Origin of the sequence: Kluyvera chengduensis, from assembly GCF_044197065.1 — a bacterium.
Lineage (GTDB): Bacteria > Pseudomonadota > Gammaproteobacteria > Enterobacterales > Enterobacteriaceae > Kluyvera > Kluyvera ascorbata_C.
Genome location: NZ_JBIQOI010000003.1, coordinates 182,142 through 200,392 on the forward strand (window position 1 = coordinate 182,142; position 18,251 = coordinate 200,392).

Below are 18,251 nucleotides of genomic sequence, written 5' to 3' on the forward strand. Positions count from 1 at the left end.
GACTACGGAACGTTCATTATGACTGACAAAAAATATATCGTTGCGCTCGACCAGGGCACCACCAGCTCCCGCGCCGTCGTTATGGATCATGACGCCAACATCGTCAGCGTGTCACAGCGCGAATTCGAACAAATTTATCCTAAGCCAGGCTGGGTTGAGCACGACCCAATGGAAATCTGGGCCACCCAAAGCTCTACGCTGGTCGAAGTGCTGGCGAAAGCCGACATTAGCTCTGACCAGATTGCGGCTATCGGTATCACCAACCAGCGTGAAACCACCGTGGTGTGGGAGCGTGAAACCGGTAAGCCGATTTACAACGCCATCGTCTGGCAGTGCCGCCGCACCGCCGATATCTGCGAGCAACTGAAGCGTGACGGCATGGAAGAGTACGTGCGCAAAGCCACCGGCCTGGTGGTGGACCCGTACTTCTCCGGCACCAAAGTGAAGTGGATCCTCGACCACGTCGAAGGCTCCCGCGAGCGTGCGAAACGCGGCGAGCTGCTGTTTGGTACCGTTGATACCTGGCTTATCTGGAAAATGACCCAGGGGCGCGTCCACGTTACCGACTACACCAACGCCTCGCGTACCATGCTGTTCAACATCAACACGCTGGAGTGGGACGACAAGATGCTGGACGCGCTGGATATCCCGCGCGCCATGCTGCCGGAAGTGCGCAAGTCTTCCGAGGTGTACGGTCAGACCAACATTGGCGGTAAAGGCGGTACGCGTATTCCTATCTCCGGGATTGCCGGTGACCAGCAGGCGGCGCTGTTCGGCCAGCTGTGCGTGAAAGAAGGGATGGCGAAAAACACCTACGGTACCGGCTGCTTTATGCTGATGAACACCGGCGAGAAAGCGGTGGCCTCCAGCCACGGCCTGCTGACCACCATCGCCTGCGGCCCACGCGGTGAAGTGAACTATGCGCTGGAAGGCGCGGTATTCATGGCGGGCGCGTCCATTCAGTGGCTGCGTGACGAAATGAAACTGATTAGCGACGCGTTCGACTCCGAGTACTTCGCCACCAAGGTGAAAGACACCAACGGCGTGTACGTGGTACCGGCCTTTACCGGCCTCGGCGCACCGTACTGGGACCCGTATGCCCGCGGAGCCATCTTCGGCCTGACCCGCGGCGTGAACTCGAACCACATTATTCGCGCTACGCTGGAATCCATCGCCTACCAGACCCGTGACGTGCTGGAAGCGATGCAGGCAGACTCTGGCATTCGTCTGCACGCCCTGCGCGTGGACGGCGGCGCGGTCGCCAACAACTTCCTGATGCAGTTCCAGTCCGACATTCTAGGCACTCGCGTTGAGCGTCCGGAAGTGCGTGAAGTCACCGCGCTCGGCGCGGCCTACCTGGCCGGTCTGGCGGTCGGCTTCTGGCAGAACCTGGATGAGCTGCAGGAAAAAGCGGTGATTGAGCGCGAGTTCCGCCCGGGGATTGAAACCACCGAGCGTAACTACCGCTACAGTGGCTGGCAGAAAGCGGTGAAACGCGCGTTAGCGTGGGAAGATCACGAAGGGTAAGTGTCGCACGGTATGCCCCCCTCACCCTAGCCCTCTCCCCACGGGGGAGAGGGAACCGAACGGCATCCGTTTGTAGGCCTGATAAGCGTAGCGCCATCAGGCAAAAAAATGCCGGAGACTATCTCCGGCATTTTTATTTCAGCCAAATATCGGCAGCATCAAATACAGCTTAATCACCAGCGCGTTGACGATATCAATAAAGAACGCCCCCACCATCGGTACCACCAGAAACGCCATATGTGACGGCCCGAAACGCTCGGTAATCGCCTGCATATTGGCAATCGCCGTTGGCGTTGCGCCAAGGCCAAAGCCGCAGTGACCCGCCGCCAGCACCGCCGCATCGTAGTTTTTGCCCATCAGACGGTAGGTGACGAAAATCGCGTACAGGCCCATCGCCACGGTCTGCACCGCCAGAATCACAATCATCGGCAGCGCCAGATCCGCCAGTTCCCATAGCTTGAGGCTCATCAGCGCCATCGCCAGGAACAGCGACAGGCTGACGTTGCCCAGCACCGACACCGCTCGCTCGAACACGCGGTAAAAGCCCATCAGCGCCAGGCCGTTGCTGAGGATCACCCCGACAAACAGCACGCAGACGAACGTCGGCAGCTCCAGCGCCGTACCGGCGAGCAGTTGCGCAATGACTTTACCCAGCGTCAAACAGATGGCAATCAGCGCGATAGTTTCAATCAGCACCAGCGAGGTAATGCTGCGCCCCACGTCCGGCTTTTCAAACGCCGTCGGCACTTGCAAATCGTCCGGCGTACCATCCGGTGACGACGAGTGTTTCACCAGATAGCGCGCCACCGGCCCGCCAATCAGGCCACCGAGCACCAGCCCAAAGGTAGCGCAGGCCATCGCCACTTCCGTCGCATTTTCAAAGCCATATCGTTCGATAAACAGCTTGCTCCACGCCGCCCCAGTGCCGTGACCGCCGGAGAGGGTAATCGAGCCCGCCAGCAACCCCATCAGCGGGTCGAGGCCTAAGAGCTTCGCCATGCCAATGCCCAGCGCGTTTTGCAGCAGCAGCAGCCCAACGACTACAATCAGGAACGTCCCCACCACCTTGCCGCCCGCACGCAGGCTAGCGATATTGGCGTTAAGGCCGATTGTCGCGAAGAACGCCAGCATCAGCGGGTCCTTCAGGCTCATATCAAAGTCGATTTCCCAGCCCATGCTCTTTTTCAGCACCAGCAGCGCCAGCGCGACCAACAGGCCGCCCGCAACGGGCTCGGGGATGGTGTATTTCTTAAGGAAGGGAACGCTCTGAACCAGTTTTCGTCCTAGCAGCAACACCAGCGTTGCGGCAACGAGCGTCGATAAAGTATCGAGATGAAACATAATTACAGCTCCTGACTAAAACGCATGATTCATTCACACGCGACCAATTTCCCATGTCGTTCACGCCTCCTCATGAGGCGTCGAGCAAAAGTGTAAGCAAGAAAAAGGTGATTAGGGTAGAAAAACGTATTATTTGTCATCATTTTCGTTAACTTACTCCGGCAAAACCCCTTATTTTGCGCGGCTATTTTCCGCAATAATATGCCATCAGTGAAAGCAACCGATTGCTTTTACCAGCCAGTCCGCTAAAATCGCCACTTTTCCACCACGGGATTACCTCTGAGATGTCTTCTAACACACTCGATCAAGCCAATGCGCAACCGATTGCGCATTCGCAGAACAGCGAATTAATCTATCGTCTGGAAGATCGTCCACCGCTGCCGCAGACGCTGTTCGCCGCGTTTCAGCACCTGCTGGCGATGTTTGTTGCGGTGATCACCCCCGCGCTGCTCATCTGCCAGGCGCTTGGCCTGCCAGCGGAAGACACTCAGCACATTATCAGCATGTCGTTATTCGCCTCCGGCGTGGCGTCCATCATTCAGATTAAAGCCTGGGGCCCAGTAGGTTCTGGCCTGTTGTCGATTCAGGGCACCAGCTTCAACTTCGTCGCCCCGTTAATCATGGGCGGCACGGCGCTGAAAACCGGTGGCGCGGACGTACCCACAATGATGGCGGCGCTGTTCGGCACCCTGATGCTGGCAAGCTGCACCGAAATGGTTATCTCCCGCGTGCTGCATCTGGCGCGCCGCGTGATTACACCGCTGGTTTCCGGCGTGGTGGTGATGATTATCGGCCTGTCGCTGATTCAGGTTGGCTTGACCTCCATCGGCGGCGGCTACGCGGCGATGGCAGACCACACCTTCGGCGCGCCGAAAAACCTGCTGCTGGCAGGGATCGTGCTGGCCATCATTATTCTGCTTAACCGCCAGCGTAACCCGTACCTGCGCATCGCCTCTCTGGTGATTGCCATGGCGGCAGGCTACCTGATGGCGTGGTTCCTCGGCATGCTGCCGGAGAACGCCGCGCCAGCGAACAGCAGCCTGATTACCATCCCAACGCCGCTTTATTATGGCCTGGGCATCGACTGGGGCCTGCTGCTGCCGCTGATGCTGGTATTTATGATTACCTCCCTCGAGACCATCGGTGACATCACCGCCACCTCTGACGTTTCCGAGCAGCCGGTTTCCGGCCCGGTTTATATGAAGCGTCTGAAGGGCGGCGTGCTGGCAAACGGTCTGAACTCTTGCGTCTCAGCGGTGTTCAACACCTTCCCGAACTCCTGCTTCGGGCAGAACAACGGCGTGATCCAGCTGACCGGCGTTGCCAGCCGCTACGTGGGCTTCGTGGTGGCGCTGATGCTTATCGTGCTCGGCCTGTTCCCGGCGGTAAGCGGCTTTGTGCAGCACATCCCTGAGCCGGTACTCGGCGGCGCAACGCTGGTGATGTTCGGTACCATCGCCGCTTCCGGCGTGCGCATCGTCTCCCGTGAGCCGCTGAACCGTCGTGCGATTCTGATTATCGCGCTGTCGCTGGCCGTCGGTCTGGGTGTGTCCCAGCAGCCACAAATCCTGCAGTTCGCGCCGGACTGGCTGAAAAACCTGCTCTCTTCCGGCATCGCCGCCGGTGGTATCACCGCGATTATCCTCAACCTGGTCTTCCCGCCGGAAAAAGCGTAATCCCTTCGCGGCAGTGGTTTCGCCACTGCCGCTGACATCGAATAATACGATTCCCGCCTTGAGGAATGCGCATAAATCATGCATAACAGGTTTATGTGCCCTTCTCAGGACGGAAGATCATGAAATTTCTTGGAAAGCTCATTATCTGGCTGTTGATCGCCCTGTTGTTGGTGATCCTGGCCTTCTATTTCTTACTGCAAACGCGCTGGGGCGCACGTCACGTTAGCCAGTGGCTGAGCGACAGCACCCCGTACCACGTGACGTTTGACGCGATGGACCATCGCTTTTCTTCGCCTTCTCATATCCTGCTGAAAAACGTCACCTTTGGCCGCGACGGCAAGCCCGCAACGCTGGTCGCCAAAGCGGTGGATATCGGCCTGAGTTCGCGCCAGATAACCGACCCGCTGCACGTCGATACCATTTTGTTGCAAGACGGCACGCTGAACCTTTCTCCGTCTAACGCCCCGCTGCCGTTTGCCGCTGACCGCTTGCAGCTAAACAATATGGCGCTGAACAGCCCGGAAACCGGCTGGGAGCTGAGCGCTCAGCGCGTCTCCGGCGGCGTGATACCCTGGGCTCCGGTTGCCGGTAACGTGCTGGGCACCAAAGCCCAGATTCAGATGAGCGCAGGCTCGCTGTCGCTTAATGGCATCCCGGCCACCAACGCGCTGATTGAAGGCACCCTCGACAACGGCGAGGTCACATTAACCACCGTCGGCGCCGATATGGCGCGCGGTTCCCTCACCGGCAACGCACGGCGCAACAGCGACGGCAGTTGGGTCGTGGATAATCTGCGTCTTAACGAAATTCGCATGCAGAGCGACAAGTCGCTGCTCGATTTCCTTGCGCCGCTCACCACCGTGCCGTCGTTACAGATTGGCCGGCTTGATATCACCGATGCGCGACTGCAAGGCCCGGACTGGGCGGTGACCGACCTCGACCTCAACTTGCGCAACCTGACCCTCAGCCAGGGCGGCTGGCAGAGCGATGACGGTAAAATTTCAATGAACGCCAGCGAGTTTATCTACGGCTCGCTGCATCTGCTCGACCCAATCCTCAACGCTGAATTCTCACCGCAGGGCATTGCGCTGCGTCAGTTCACCTCACGCTGGGAAGGCGGCATGGTGCGCAGTTCCGGTAACTGGCTGCGCGCCGGGAATGCGCTGGTGCTGGACGATGCGGTCTTCGCCGGGCTGGAATATACGCTGCCGGAGAACTGGAAATCGCTGTGGATGGAACAGCTTCCGCCGTGGCTGCAAAGCGTAACCCTGAAGAAATTCGGTGCCAGCCGTAACCTGGTGATTGATATCGACCCTGATTTCCCATGGCAGATCACCGCGCTGGACGGCTACGGCGCCAATCTTCAGTTAGCCAAAAACCGCCAGTGGGGCGTCTGGGGCGGCAGCGCGACGCTGAACGGCGCGGCGGCAACCTTTAACCGCATCGACGTGCGTCGTCCGTCAATGACGCTGAACGCCGATGCCTCAAACGTTAATATCACCGAGCTGAGCGCCTTTACCGAAAAAGGCATTCTGGAAGCCACCGCTACCGTTGCGCAGCAACCACAGCGCCAGACTCGCGTCACGTTGAACGGCCGAGGCGTGCCGCTGAACGTGCTCCAGCAATGGGGATGGCCAACGCTGCCGATTACCGGCGATGGGAATGTTCAACTGACGGCGAGCGGGAATGTGCAAGCCGATGCGCCGCTCAAACCGACGGTGAACGGGCAGCTGCATGCGGTGAATATGGATAAGCAGGAAGTCACCCAGCAGATGCTGGGCGGCATGATTAAGTAGCCCGGGCGAGGCGTTTACGCCGACCCCGGGGTTGGCTCGGAGCCGCCCCGGCGGCGCTGCGCTTGGCCAGGCTACAAGAGAGATCGTGCGAGGGCTCCCCTCACCCTGGCCCTCTCCCCAAAGGGGCGAGGGAGGAAACCACACGTGCCAGTTGCACAATCCGTCCCCTCTCCCCCGCGGGGAGAGGGTTAGGGTGAGGGGGAACCCTCAATACTAAAGCGTAATCACCAACTCATTACCCTGCGCCGTCACCACCACGCCGAGTTCACTACCCGCCTGCGCCCCGCCCTGCACGCCTGCCACCTGCTGAATATTGCGCAAGCACAGCGTCCAGCCGCTTGCCTTGCCGTTGCCCGTCACGGTAATCACGTTACCCTGACGTTTCGCGGTCAGCGTGTAGATAACCGAACCGTCCTGCGCTGGCACTTCACACATCGCCTGACGGCCGTCTTCCAGATGGAACAGCTGGAACGCGGTCCCTTCATGCCAGGCGTAGTTCGGCACCTGGTTGTTATTACCCAGCGCCAGCAGGGTGTTATCACGCACGTACACCGGCAGGCTCATAAAGTCGTGCTGCTGTTTATGCCAGCGGCTGCCCTGCACCTCGTCGTTGTGCCACAGGTGCGTCCAGCGGCCTTCCGGCAGGTAGAACTGCACGTCGCCCGCCTCGGTGAACACTGGCGCTACCGCCAGCGAATCGCCGAGCATGTACTGGCGGTCGAGGTAGTCGCACGCCGGGTCGTCCGGGAACTCCAGCATCATGGCGCGCAGCATTGGCGTGCCCTGCTCGTTGGCCAGCGCCGCCTGACGATACAGGTACGGCATCATGCGGCACTTCATTTCGGTGAAGTAGCGCACCACATCGCAGGACTCTTCGTCGTACGCCCATGGCACACGATAGGATTTGCTGCCGTGCAGGCGGCTGTGGCTGGAGAACAGGCCGAAGGCGCACCAGCGCTTGTAGACATCCGCCGGGGCGGTGTTTTCGAAGCCGCCAATGTCGTGACTCCAGAAACCAAAGCCGGACAGGCCGATAGACAGACCGCCGCGCAGGCTCTCCGCCATCGATTCGTAGTTGGCGTAGCAGTCGCCGCCCCAGTGCACCGGGAACTGTTGTGCGCCCACCGAGGCGGAACGGGCAAACAGCACCGCTTCTTTCTCGCCGAGGTTCTCTTTGAGCACGTTCCACACCAGCTCGTTGTAGATATAGGCGTAGTGGTTGTGCATTTTCTGCGGGTCGGCATCGTTGAACCAGCGCACGTCGGTTGGGATGCGCTCGCCAAAGTCGGTTTTGAAGCAGTCGACGCCCATCTCCACCAGACCTTTCAGCTTGTCGGCGTACCACTGACAGGCTTCCGGGTTGGTGAAGTCATAAATCGCCAGGCCCGGCTGCCATTTATCCCACTGCCAGACGGAGCCATCCGGGCGTTTGAGCAGGTAGCCCTTCTCTTTCAGCTCCTGGAAGACCGGAGATTTCTGGCCGATGTACGGGTTAATCCACACGCAGACCTTCAGCCCTTTTTCTTTCAGGCGCTGGATCATGCCTTGCGGGTCCGGGAAGGTCACCGGGTCCCACTCGAAGTCGCACCACTGGAAGGCTTTCATCCAGAAGCAGTCGAAGTGGAAGACGTGCAGCGGCAGGTCGCGTTCCGCCATACCGTCGATAAAGCTGTTCACCGTCGCTTCGTCGTAGTTGGTGGTGAACGAGGTGGTCAGCCACAGGCCGAAGGACCAGGCCGGTGGCAGCGCCGGACGACCGGTAAACTGGGTATAGCGGTTCAACACCTCTTTCGGGGTTGGGCCGTCGATAACGAAGTATTCCAGATGCTCGCCTTCAACGCTGAACTGCACCTTGGAGACTTTCTCAGAGCCAATCTCGAAGGAGACGTTTTCCGGGTGATTCACCAGCACGCCGTAGCCGCGGTTGGTCAGGTAGAACGGAATATTTTTGTAAGACTGTTCGGTGCTGGTGCCGCCGTCGCGGTTCCAGGTTTCGACGTTCTGGCCGTTGCGCACCAGCGCGGTAAAGCGCTCGCCCAGGCCGTACACGGTTTCACCCACGCCAAGGTCCAGACGCTCGAACATGTAGTTGCGATCGACGTTGCTGTCCTGCACGTAGCCGTTATTTTTCAGCTGGCTGCCGGTAATGCGAACGCCGTTGCGCAGGAAGTCCAGCGACCAGAATTCGCCTTTGGTGACCCGCACGCTCAGGTTGCCGCTTTTCAGCTCGGCAAACTCAGCAGTGTTCTGGATTTGCACCTTCACGTCTTTCAGCACGTTCAGTGGGTAGTGCGGGCCTTTATCCAGCGCGCCCTGGAAGTGCTCAATACGCACGCCAACCACGCCTTCCTGAGGAGAGAAAAAGCGAATGGTGAACATCGGCGTGTCCAACTGCCACGTACGTTCCCGTACATCGCGCGGTGCCACGTACACCACTAGCTCATTCCCATGCTGTTCAACATCAAACACCTGGACCGGATGAATCAAGTTGAGACCCGGTTGGGTCATCCAGTTTCCATCACTGATCTTCATAGTTCGTCCTCTTAATTCTCGAGAGATTGTTTCATAGATACGTTTTCAAAATCCTGCTGATTGCGGTGCGCACCGCTCGCCAGTTCGGCCATCATCTTGACCAGGAACGGCGTTTTCAGGGTGTAGAAGCGCTTCGCCACGACGGCGCTCAGCAGGTAGCAAATAGCCGGTACGATAGTGAACAGGGCAATAATGATGCTGATGGTGGTTGGGTTCTGCACTTTGGCCGCAGCGTCATAACCACCGCCGGCCAGCATCCAGCCAATCATCGCCCCGCCCAGCGCCAGGCCGAGCTTCAGCACGAACAGCGTGCCCGCGAAGCTAATGCCGGTGAGACGTTTACCGTTGCGCCATTCGCCGTAGTCAACGGTGTCGGACATCATGACCCACTGAATTGGGGTCACCAGTTGGTGCAGAACGCCAATCACGAAGATGAAGGCGAACATCATGATGTCCGCTCTCATCGGGACAAAGAACATCGCCAGGCTCAGCACCGCCAGAATGGCGTTGGTCCACCAGAAGACGCTGACTTTGCATTTCCAGTCGGTCAGCGGTTTGGCTAACGCCGAGCCAATCAGGTTGCCGACGCAGTAGGTGGTGAGGAAGGCGGTAAACAGCGCCGGGGAGCCCATAATCCAGGTGACGTAATACATCATCGCGCCGCCGCGAACGCAGACCGCCATGATGTTAAGGATGGTGAGCAGGCCGACGATGCGCCACTGGTCGTTGTGCCAGATGTCGCGCAGGTCTTCACGCATGGAGTTATTGGTCGGCGGCGCTTCCACGCGTTCTTTGGTGGTGAAGAAGCAGAAGGCCAGCATCAGGAACGCCACTACCGAGAGCACCGCGATACCGCCCTGGAAGCCCAGCGCTTTATTGTCGCCGCCAATCAAATTCACCAGAGGCATCATTAAGACGGTAGAGAGCATACCGCCCGCCGTCGCCAGCACGAAGCGCCAGGATTGCAGCGAGATGCGCTGCGTCGGGTCATTGGTGATAACCCCGCCCAGCGCGCAGTAAGGGATATTCACCACGGTGTAGAACAGGGTCAGCAGCGTGTAGGTGATCGCCGCGTAAATCAGTTTGCCGTTATGGCTGAAGTCCGGGGTGCTGTAGGCCAGCACGCAGACCACGCCGAACGGCAACGCGCCAAACAGCACCCACGGGCGGAACTTGCCCCAGCGGCTGCGGGTACGGTCGGCCAGCAGCCCCATGCACGGGTCGGAGATAGCGTCCAGCGCGCGCGCCAGAAGGAACATGGTGCCAACAAAACCTGCGGGTATACCGAAGATATCGGTATAGAAGAACATCATGTACAACATGACGTTATCGAAAATGATATGGCTGGCGGCATCGCCCATTCCGTAGCCGATCTTCTCTTTGACAGATAATACTTCACTCTTCATCTTTCAAACCCTTTTCGCACCGAAGCCACGTTGGTACCGGTTACACATTTTTTAAACCATCCGCTCCATAAGGTGAATTGCGATATCTCGTTATCAAATTATGTTTCTTGATTTCTGTGATCTGGATTCGTGGGTAGAGTGTGACTAAGTGTAACTTGCGGATTTTGCAGATATTTCTATCCATACCGTGCGACAGATATAAAAAAGTTCGCGGAAAATGTAAGTAAAGATGTGGTAACTGATTGAAAGTGGCTATAATGCGCCCCGCCTCCATGTAGCAATGCAGGCGCGGAAGATCGTCGTCTCCGGTGAGACGATTGGACATCTTTTCCAGTGGTAGCCGCCTGCGGCTCCCGGCAGGTTCGACTCCTGCGATCTCCGCCAAAATTCGCTCACTTTTCCGCCAAAGTATTAACCCGTTTTATCTATACTCTCCCTTAGCCATATCCTTTTTCTTCCTGATACTGTCCCGGCTCGTTTACGCCGTAAGCCTGCGCGGCCAGCGGCTGATAAACACGACGCAAACTGGCCGTGAAAGGGTCAAATATTCGGTTATGGTGATGGTTTTTACGCCATTCATCGGGCAAGAAGTGCGGTAAATTGTGCGCTGTGTTACAGGTGAAGAATGTAACCATAGGAAAAGGCAGGGTTTTATCCTGGAAGTACAAAAGTGCAGGGGGAATGGGGCGAAAAATGTGCCCTGGGGGGATGTGGTAAATGATTGAAAGTAGCTATAATGCGCCCGCCTCCATGTAGCAATGTAGGCGCGGAAGATCGTCGTCTCCGGTGAGGCGGCTGGACTTCAAATCCAGTTGGGGCCGCCAGCGGTCCCGGGCAGGTTCGACTCCTGTGATCTTCCGCCAAAATTTATTTCTTTTTTGTGTTTTTGTAGTACGTAACAGACTCTTCTAACCATCCTGGATGGTTCAAATTTTTGCCCAGCCATTGTATAAACTTCTCAGAATATCTATGTCTATTATCTATAGTATAATGCATATCAGATCGTTTTGATTTTTGTATATTATGTTTTTTAATAATCGCCGTAAACGAAAATCTAGTAATAACAAAATCATTTTGGATGTTATTTATTTTCTCGATTGCAGAACCCTGATAATATGGATGAGTTATATCAGGATCTCTGGTCTCCCGAATAATAATAGCATTACTGCCTTGGCTTCCTGCACCTAATGATAAATCACTCTCTTTTTCTGATTTAGTGAGCGTTAATTTGTAATCAATCGATATACTGAACTCATTAGAATTCTGATCTTTTGTCGCTTGATGAAAGCGTGTAAGAAACTCTTTTGCAACATTTGCAGTCATTTCTCCATAGTTTTCTTTAATTGTTGAAATATCACTTTTGGGCCCATCTACAACTAAGCTTAACATTCCAACACTTTGCCCTGCTAATGGAGATATTCCGGTTTCTTTTAAATATCGCTGTTGATAATTTAAAACATTAGCTTGGAATAGGCGGGAAAGTTCTGGCTGTAGTTCAGGTAACAGCAAATGAATAGCTCCATCCCTAAGTTCAATCAGAGTATCAAGGTTTCTTTTAACTGGATCGTTCTGTTGTAGTCTTTTATTAATGGCATCAGTAATACATATTGAATGTCCATTTTTTTTAAAAACAGAATCCATGCCAGAAGATTTAATTAACTCTGCTTTTAACAGTAATTCCCAAGCATTTACTGATAAGATACAAAATGCTTCAACTCTGTTACCTAAACTAGGCCGATTATATACCTCTAATGATAAGATAAAAGCATCTAAGCTTCGCTTAAGAAGAGACCTATAGATCTTTATTTCTGGTGTTAATGTTTTTGCTTTTAGCGATTGTGACATTAGAACAATAAAATCATCATTTGATAAATGATGGATACCTTCACACTTCCATGATTTCCCATCCGAGCTATTAACATATATACCATTTAACTTTTCATGAATATATTTTCTAATACTATTAACTGTATAACCCGTTTGAGACGCTAAATCTATTGGAGTAAACGTAGTGTTTGAACTTTCATACTGTCTAAGAACTTCAAGCAATTTTAATTGATTGGCTGTACGCGACATATGCAATTCCTTCACAAATATGTGATACCGATAAATTTTATCCTTTGGGACTTACACCTTTTTTACGTAATTCCTCTCTCGCCAACTCCTTAAACCAACTGGCGAGGCTAACCCCCTCCTCCGCCGCCACAACATCCAACTGTTCCTTCAACGCCGGATCAATACGCATCTTGAACTGCGGTGACTGACCGCCGCCTTTTGGTTTTTTTTCGCGCGATACGATTGACATGAGGCCACCTATCCATCTACTCTGACACATATAGGAGGCCACCTAAACCTCCTTAGCTAGACAACGCTCTGATGTGCGGGAACACAACCAGAGCGTCTAACCTCACCAACTATCAAGGAGTTGATTATGGCTGACTCGCATTCTACCCCAGACTTACCCACAGCAAAAACCGAGCGCACAATAATTGTGGGATATCGCCCGCAGGGTGCAAACAAAAATACGCCGAGTCTCACCCTTTCCGGGAAGTGGCTGCGCGAGGCCGGGTTCGAAACCGGGCAACAGGTTAGCGTAAAAGTGATGGATGGGTGCATAGTCCTGATGGCCTATGGCGAACAGGAGCAGAAGCTGCTGGCGGAGTTGAAGGAAACGCAGTTGAAGCTGAAAGGGATTGAAGCGGCGGTGTCGGCAGTACATTGAGGGTAAAAGTGAACCTGTAAGCCAGACTTACAGGTTCAATAGAAAAGAGGCTAACGAGCAATCGGGTGAATCATTGCCAGAAGATCTCAACAAATGTATGGCTAAGATTAGCGGGATACCGACACCCGTGTACATAGCCCGAAATATAGCAACATGGCTAACCTTATTTCTTCCTAATTAATATAAGAACACATGATAAAATAATAGAAACCAATAATATGGATAGTCCAAAGTAAACATATAATAAGAAATCCATCACGGACTCATCGCCATAAACACCAAAGTGTTCTGCCATTGAATACTGCACCTTAACAGGAATATAATGATACAAAGCAAGCAGCATCATAAATACTAACGTGCACCAGCTTGCAATAAAAAATACAACTTTCATTAGTAAATATCCAAATCGTCATGAACAACCATTCAACTTCCGGTCTATTTTATTTTTTCTACGCGCAAACAAATAAATACATATTACATTCAAAAATAATGAAGCTATAAACAATACCAAAGTATAGTTATCGCTCCACTCCAGTTCAGTTACAAATCCAAAATTTCTGGTGTAGAAATGATACAGCCATACATCCGGCATAAAGAAACACAGGATGCTATAAATTCCGAAAAGCATCAGCGTTTCAACTAACCAAATGCATACATGCTTTTTGGGATTCATTAATATACCTGTACCGTACCAAATGCTTTTAATTGTGGGGTAATCATAATAGACCCCGTTCGAAGCAAAGCGCCAAGTAAAACTCTATAATGTGAATGGTTAGGTAATGTTATACAGCCATTACTTATACCTGATTGTCCGGCAGGGTGTAGCCTAAAGGAGCCGCGCTGAACATTATCAATGAATGTCATATCATCGATCGCACCATCTTCGCGATAAAGTGCAAACCATAAATCACGATTTGATCCACTCTCCAGTTCTTTTATAAGGTCATGCCATCGGGATCTAAGCCCACCTTTCTGGCGCGTCACGATAAAATATCTACCGGGTGGAAGTGGTCCCCTTTCAGCAGTACTGGATTCCTCAGGGTTGTTCCTATATTTTCCAGCGTTACCAGAATATGCAGGGAAGAAACCAATACCGGGACAGCTTAGAGTTGAAAGTTGTGCATTATTAAGGTGAAACGTACAGCGGATCATCGGTCGTTCCATGCATCTGAAAAGATGATATTCCCATCACAATGTTTCCAGGTTATTTTTTCGTAACGCAGCGCCACACTTTCAAGATGATTATGTTTTTCCATCACTGGGTCTTTTACGTCATGCATAAGGGGGCAAACTGAAACGACCTTTACCCCTTCCAGTAACATGTTGAAGTATTCAACTTCTTGTCCAGAGTCGTTAATTTTGTACCACTTAAATTCTGCACTTTTGAGCGTCTGCCCTTTGGCTACCGCCTTGTATAGATATGGGCTTGAACTGTCAAACTCCTTCTCAAAAACGAGAGGCGTATGAACACGTGTACCGGTAATTTTTCCCGTGTTGTTATCGGTCGGTAGATGCAGGCCATGGCCGAAGCCCATTATCTCAATACTGCCCTCTCGATTTTGTACATCTACAGCACCTTTAATATCAGCACCACCGTCATCTTTAAGCCATAAATATGCAGGAATAGCCATATACAAAACTCCATTTCATTGGTTTATAGAAACATTAATAACGGGGATATCAAGATGCTACCAAAGCAAAAAATGCTATAGCTAGTGATTATATGTTATTTATATTGATGTTAATTATTCCATCATCACTTTTTGCAAGAAGGGAAAATGTATTACAGAGCAATATCTCCAGTTATGAAGTTAATCATTTACCAAAAATAAAAGCCCTCTCATTACGCAGAAAAATACTGAACACATATTGATTGTGGGATATCGCCCGCAGGGTGCAAACAAAAACACGCCTGGTCTTACCCTTTCCGGGAAGTGGCTGTGCGAAGCCGGGTCGAAACCGGGCAACAGGTTAGCGTAAAAGTGATGGAAGGCTGCACGTGCACAGTATGTAAAAGAATAGTCCCACAAAATTCTTCTATTGTTTTTGATACTTATTGTTTTTCATAATATAAATTTTATTAAACAAAAGTCAGAACCAGCAAGTGCTTTATACAAATACTTGTTTAAAATCAACCTGTTGATGCCATATTCTTTATTTTAAGTTATCAGTAAAATAATAAAAATCTTATCATCCTCCCAATAATAATTATAAACACATCAAAAAACCAATGTTTAATAATGATCGCCAGCCATGTATAACAGATAACTTCAAATATTATTAATATCAGAAACCTGCATGAACCCAGCATTGCCTGGCATATATTTCATTAGGAAAATTCTTATCCGACGCGATAAATGCAACGACATTTAGCTCCAAAATAAAAAGCATAATACAATCATAAGTTACATATAGCGTATTTATGTTGTTGTAACTGGATGAGGACTTCAGGAATGTCTCTAATAAATTTGAAAAAAAAAGATAAAAAAGAATATAAAACGCACTATAAACTAATATCAATTATTTTCCTTTTTAACCAAAGTGCTTTCGCTGCGCATACTGATGCTTCAGGTAATGAAGTCGCATCCAATGCGATACAAAGCATTGATGAAACAGGATCAGGATATTCAGGAACATTTGATTCAAACAACATTTCCTCAACTGACTCTCCTTACCAGTTACACCAAAACTCAGGCTCCGGAAATGCATATTCAGTAGTCAATCCGTTAACAGGCGGAAATTTATATGCTTCAGAGGCAACATATTATTTAAAAAACTCTATTAGCGGTGACTATTCAGATGAGTTCTCAGCCGAAAATTCAGATGGTGTGATTCATTATTACGAGGGAAACTCAACTACAACATCGGGAAAGTTCTCGGCATCAGGCACTGGAGCCACACTAATTCTATATAAGAACTACACCGTTAACGCAGAGATTGATGCTAATAATGATTCAATGGTTTTTGTTAGTTCAAACCATGCATCTGGAGCGACTATATCATTAGATGCCTCTACTGCGTATTTTGATAAAAATATCGCAACATCCTCAAACTTCACCATAAAGAATGGCTCGTCGGTGACTATGTATGGGAACGATGCCGGTGAAGTTTCTGTGCTGAATAATGCGTCGACGGTTGTTCTTGACTCAAATTACGCTGCTGAATCAACCATTGTAAATGAGAATGGCGGCGTACTAACGGCAATAAACAATAATGCCCCAGGTACCACGATAATAACTGACAATGCAAATACCATATTAAAAAATAATGTAAGCACAAACAATATAATGGAAGTGAGTAACGGAGGCGTGCTGTCAGGTGAAGATAATGACTCATCAAATTCAAAAATAACAGCTAACAATTCAACGTTAAATTTTAAATCAAATACAGTAAATGATGCCATCATCACGCTGAATAATAAAAGTCAGTTGATTTCAAATAACGACTCGGTAATTTCAACCGAAATAAATATAGACAATACTTCTTCTGCATATATAAATAACGGGATAGCGACCAGTAGCGATATTAACAACGATGGCCGTTTGGATCTTGCTAATAGTTCCACATCATCTGCCACCATAAAAAACAGCGGAGAATTATCTTCCTCCGGAAATAATGGTGATTCGGTAGATATTGTGAATGAATATGCAGGGAAGATGTATTTAAAAGAGGGGAACAGCTTTACCCATTCAACATTAAATAACGCTGGTAAATTATTCATAAATGGACAGCAAAATGTTGATGGAAGCACATTAGATAATACAGGGATAGCATATTTAACCGATACGTTATTAACGGGTGATAGTATATTAAATAACAGTGGCTATATTTATTTACTATCTTCATCCGTGATTTCTTCATTAACAAATAGTGGAAATGTAATACTTAACGCCTGTTCATCCTGTGCTGGTCATACATTGACTGTTGATGGAAATTACGTCGGTAACCAAGGAACCTTATCTATCGGAACCGTACTAGGTGGTGATAACAGCCTGACTGACAAACTGTCTATTAGTGGCTCAGCAACCGGAAAAACCTATGTGACGGTCACCAATGAAGGCGGAACAGGGGCTCAGACGCTGGAAGGGATTGAGGTCATTACTACCGGCAACTCAACCTCTGATGCCTTCACTCAGAAGGGCCGTATCGTTGCAGGTAGCTATGAGTATCATCTCCAACAGGGGACAGCTTCAGGGGCGAATATGAACAACTGGTATTTGACCAGCAATGAAGTTTATCGACCTGAGCGAGGCAGTTATGCCTCAAACCTGCAGGCAGCAGCAACAATGTTTAATATGCGCATGGAAGATCGCAAGGGAGGCGGAGTTTATATTAATCCCGTCACCGGTGCGCGCCAGGACAGTAGTCTGTGGGTACGTTCTGTGGGCGCCCATTCAGAAGGTCGGATGTCAGACGGTCAGTCTAAGTACTCCGCAAACCGGATGGTATTTCAGATTGGGAACGACATTCTTAACGGCAGTCTGGGCGTTGATGACGCCTGGCACCTCGGCATAATGGGAGGCTATGGGAAGCAATACAGCAGCACCCTTAATAACCTGTCGGGTTACAAATCAAAAGGCTCTGTGTGGGGTTACAGCACCGGAATCTATGGTACCTGGTATCAAAATGCGAAAGACAAAACGGGTCTGTATGCAGATAGTTGGCTTGCCTGGAATTGGTTTAACAACTCCGTGAAGGGCGATGAACTATCGTATGAAAAGTACAAATCAAAGGGTCTTACTGCTTCTTTGGAGACCGGATACACCTTCCATACCGGCTCGTACATGACAGCAGGCGGCATGGTGAATAATGTTTACGTAACGCCGCAGGCACAGTTACTGTGGTCTGGGGTGAAGGCCGATGATCATACAGAAACAAACGGTACGAAAGTTGAGGGCCGTGGCAGTGATAACATACAAACCCGTTTGGGCGTACGTTTATCAATGACGGGTCAGAGCCATCTGAACAAAGGTACAGTCCGTCAATTTGAGCCGTTTGTAGAAGCGAACTGGGTATACACCGCAAAGGATTATGGTGTGAAAATGGGTGATGATCGCTCTGACATCCAGGGCCAGCGCAATGTAGCCGAACTCAAAACAGGCGTGGAAGGTCGCGTAAGCGAAAATCTGAGTGTGTGGGGCAGTGTAGCTCAGCAGATAGGGGCCAACAGCTATCAGGATACTCAGGGCATGTTGGGCGTAAAATACGCTTTCTAACGGACAAAGCAGCAAATATGGCCGGGTAAACACAG

Annotated in this window: 12 protein-coding genes and 2 tRNA genes; 7 read left to right on the plus strand and 7 right to left on the minus strand. The window is 51.1% G+C overall.

Going from position 1 to position 18,251, the window contains the following annotated elements:
* Positions 1 to 18 precede the first annotated feature (18 nt).
* A complete protein-coding gene (gene glpK / locus ACH1XZ_RS11860; protein WP_395595724.1) occupies positions 19 to 1,527 on the plus strand; it encodes a glycerol kinase GlpK in 1,509 nt (502 codons plus the stop codon).
* 138 nt (positions 1,528 to 1,665) lie between these two features.
* Here glpK and gltS read toward each other — a convergent pair whose 3' ends face one another.
* Positions 1,666 to 2,868: a sodium/glutamate symporter gene (gene gltS, locus ACH1XZ_RS11865; protein WP_395595725.1), complete on the minus strand. Its 1,203-nt coding sequence runs from the start codon at positions 2,866 to 2,868 to the stop codon at positions 1,666 to 1,668.
* A 284-nt stretch (positions 2,869 to 3,152) separates the two neighbouring features.
* Between gltS and ACH1XZ_RS11870 the strand changes: the two genes are divergently transcribed.
* Positions 3,153 to 4,544 carry a nucleobase:cation symporter-2 family protein gene (locus ACH1XZ_RS11870; protein WP_395595726.1) on the plus strand — a complete coding sequence of 464 codons (1,392 nt, stop codon included), beginning with the start codon at positions 3,153 to 3,155 and terminating at the stop codon, positions 4,542 to 4,544.
* A gap of 119 nt (positions 4,545 to 4,663) precedes the next feature.
* The gene (locus tag ACH1XZ_RS11875) at positions 4,664 to 6,340 is read left to right on the plus strand and encodes an AsmA family protein (protein WP_395595727.1); all 1,677 of its coding nucleotides are present in this window, start codon (positions 4,664 to 4,666) and stop codon (positions 6,338 to 6,340) included.
* Positions 6,341 to 6,553: 213 nt separating this feature from the next.
* On the opposite strand, the gene yicI is transcribed toward ACH1XZ_RS11875, so the two are convergent.
* A complete protein-coding gene (yicI, locus tag ACH1XZ_RS11880) occupies positions 6,554 to 8,872 on the minus strand; it encodes an alpha-xylosidase (RefSeq protein ID WP_395595728.1) in 2,319 nt (772 codons plus the stop codon).
* An 11-nt stretch (positions 8,873 to 8,883) separates the two neighbouring features.
* Positions 8,884 to 10,278 carry a glycoside-pentoside-hexuronide family transporter gene (locus tag ACH1XZ_RS11885; protein ID WP_395595729.1) on the minus strand — a complete coding sequence of 465 codons (1,395 nt, stop codon included), beginning with the start codon at positions 10,276 to 10,278 and terminating at the stop codon, positions 8,884 to 8,886.
* A gap of 290 nt (positions 10,279 to 10,568) precedes the next feature.
* On the opposite strand from ACH1XZ_RS11885, the gene ACH1XZ_RS11890 reads away from it, so the two are divergent.
* Together ACH1XZ_RS11890 and ACH1XZ_RS11895 are read left to right on the plus strand one after the other, a co-directional pair.
* Positions 10,569 to 10,662 (plus strand) — tRNA-OTHER (locus tag ACH1XZ_RS11890).
* 384 nt (positions 10,663 to 11,046) lie between these two features.
* A tRNA-Sec gene (locus tag ACH1XZ_RS11895) sits at positions 11,047 to 11,141 on the plus strand.
* Between the two features lie 4 nt (positions 11,142 to 11,145).
* Here the strand turns inward: ACH1XZ_RS11895 and ACH1XZ_RS11900 are convergent.
* On the minus strand, positions 11,146 to 12,354 hold the full coding sequence (locus ACH1XZ_RS11900; RefSeq protein WP_395595730.1) for a DUF3644 domain-containing protein: 1,209 nt from the start codon (positions 12,352 to 12,354) through the stop codon (positions 11,146 to 11,148).
* Positions 12,355 to 12,391: 37 nt separating this feature from the next.
* Positions 12,392 to 12,583, minus strand: coding sequence for a toxin-antitoxin system HicB family antitoxin (locus ACH1XZ_RS11905; protein ID WP_395595731.1), 192 nt, complete (start codon positions 12,581 to 12,583; stop codon positions 12,392 to 12,394).
* A 126-nt stretch (positions 12,584 to 12,709) separates the two neighbouring features.
* Here ACH1XZ_RS11905 and ACH1XZ_RS11910 point away from each other — a divergent pair, with 126 nt between their 5' ends.
* A complete protein-coding gene (locus ACH1XZ_RS11910; protein WP_395595732.1) occupies positions 12,710 to 13,000 on the plus strand; it encodes a SymE family type I addiction module toxin in 291 nt (96 codons plus the stop codon).
* 672 nt (positions 13,001 to 13,672) lie between these two features.
* Here ACH1XZ_RS11910 and ACH1XZ_RS11915 read toward each other — a convergent pair.
* The gene (locus tag ACH1XZ_RS11915) at positions 13,673 to 14,152 is read right to left on the minus strand and encodes a DUF2778 domain-containing protein (RefSeq protein WP_395595733.1); all 480 of its coding nucleotides are present in this window, start codon (positions 14,150 to 14,152) and stop codon (positions 13,673 to 13,675) included.
* Positions 14,149 to 14,631, minus strand: coding sequence for an Hcp family type VI secretion system effector (locus ACH1XZ_RS11920; protein WP_395595734.1), 483 nt, complete (start codon positions 14,629 to 14,631; stop codon positions 14,149 to 14,151). The genes ACH1XZ_RS11915 and ACH1XZ_RS11920 overlap by 4 nt, the downstream gene beginning before the upstream one ends.
* An 822-nt stretch (positions 14,632 to 15,453) precedes the next feature.
* On the opposite strand from ACH1XZ_RS11920, the gene ACH1XZ_RS11925 reads away from it, so the two are divergent.
* A complete protein-coding gene (locus tag ACH1XZ_RS11925; RefSeq protein WP_395595735.1) occupies positions 15,454 to 18,216 on the plus strand; it encodes an autotransporter outer membrane beta-barrel domain-containing protein in 2,763 nt (920 codons plus the stop codon).
* Positions 18,217 to 18,251: the final 35 nt, after the last annotated feature.

Bases quoted from the DNA above. Each gene is read 5' to 3' on its own strand.
- gltS (WP_395595725.1), bottom strand. From the start codon at position 2,868: ATGTTTCATCTCGATACTTTATCGACGCTCGTTGCCGCAACGCTGGTG.
- ACH1XZ_RS11920 (WP_395595734.1), bottom strand. From the start codon at position 14,631: ATGGCTATTCCTGCATATTTATGGCTTAAAGATGACGGTGGTGCTGAT.
- ACH1XZ_RS11905 (WP_395595731.1), bottom strand. From the start codon at position 12,583: ATGTCAATCGTATCGCGCGAAAAAAAACCAAAAGGCGGCGGTCAGTCA.
- ACH1XZ_RS11900 (WP_395595730.1), bottom strand. From the start codon at position 12,354: ATGTCGCGTACAGCCAATCAATTAAAATTGCTTGAAGTTCTTAGACAG.
- yicI (WP_395595728.1), bottom strand. From the start codon at position 8,872: ATGAAGATCAGTGATGGAAACTGGATGACCCAACCGGGTCTCAACTTG.
- ACH1XZ_RS11870 (WP_395595726.1), top strand. From the start codon at position 3,153: ATGTCTTCTAACACACTCGATCAAGCCAATGCGCAACCGATTGCGCAT.
- ACH1XZ_RS11885 (WP_395595729.1), bottom strand. From the start codon at position 10,278: ATGAAGAGTGAAGTATTATCTGTCAAAGAGAAGATCGGCTACGGAATG.
- glpK (WP_395595724.1), top strand. From the start codon at position 19: ATGACTGACAAAAAATATATCGTTGCGCTCGACCAGGGCACCACCAGC.
- ACH1XZ_RS11925 (WP_395595735.1), top strand. From the start codon at position 15,454: ATGTCTCTAATAAATTTGAAAAAAAAAGATAAAAAAGAATATAAAACG.
- ACH1XZ_RS11910 (WP_395595732.1), top strand. From the start codon at position 12,710: ATGGCTGACTCGCATTCTACCCCAGACTTACCCACAGCAAAAACCGAG.
- ACH1XZ_RS11875 (WP_395595727.1), top strand. From the start codon at position 4,664: ATGAAATTTCTTGGAAAGCTCATTATCTGGCTGTTGATCGCCCTGTTG.
- ACH1XZ_RS11915 (WP_395595733.1), bottom strand. From the start codon at position 14,152: ATGATCCGCTGTACGTTTCACCTTAATAATGCACAACTTTCAACTCTA.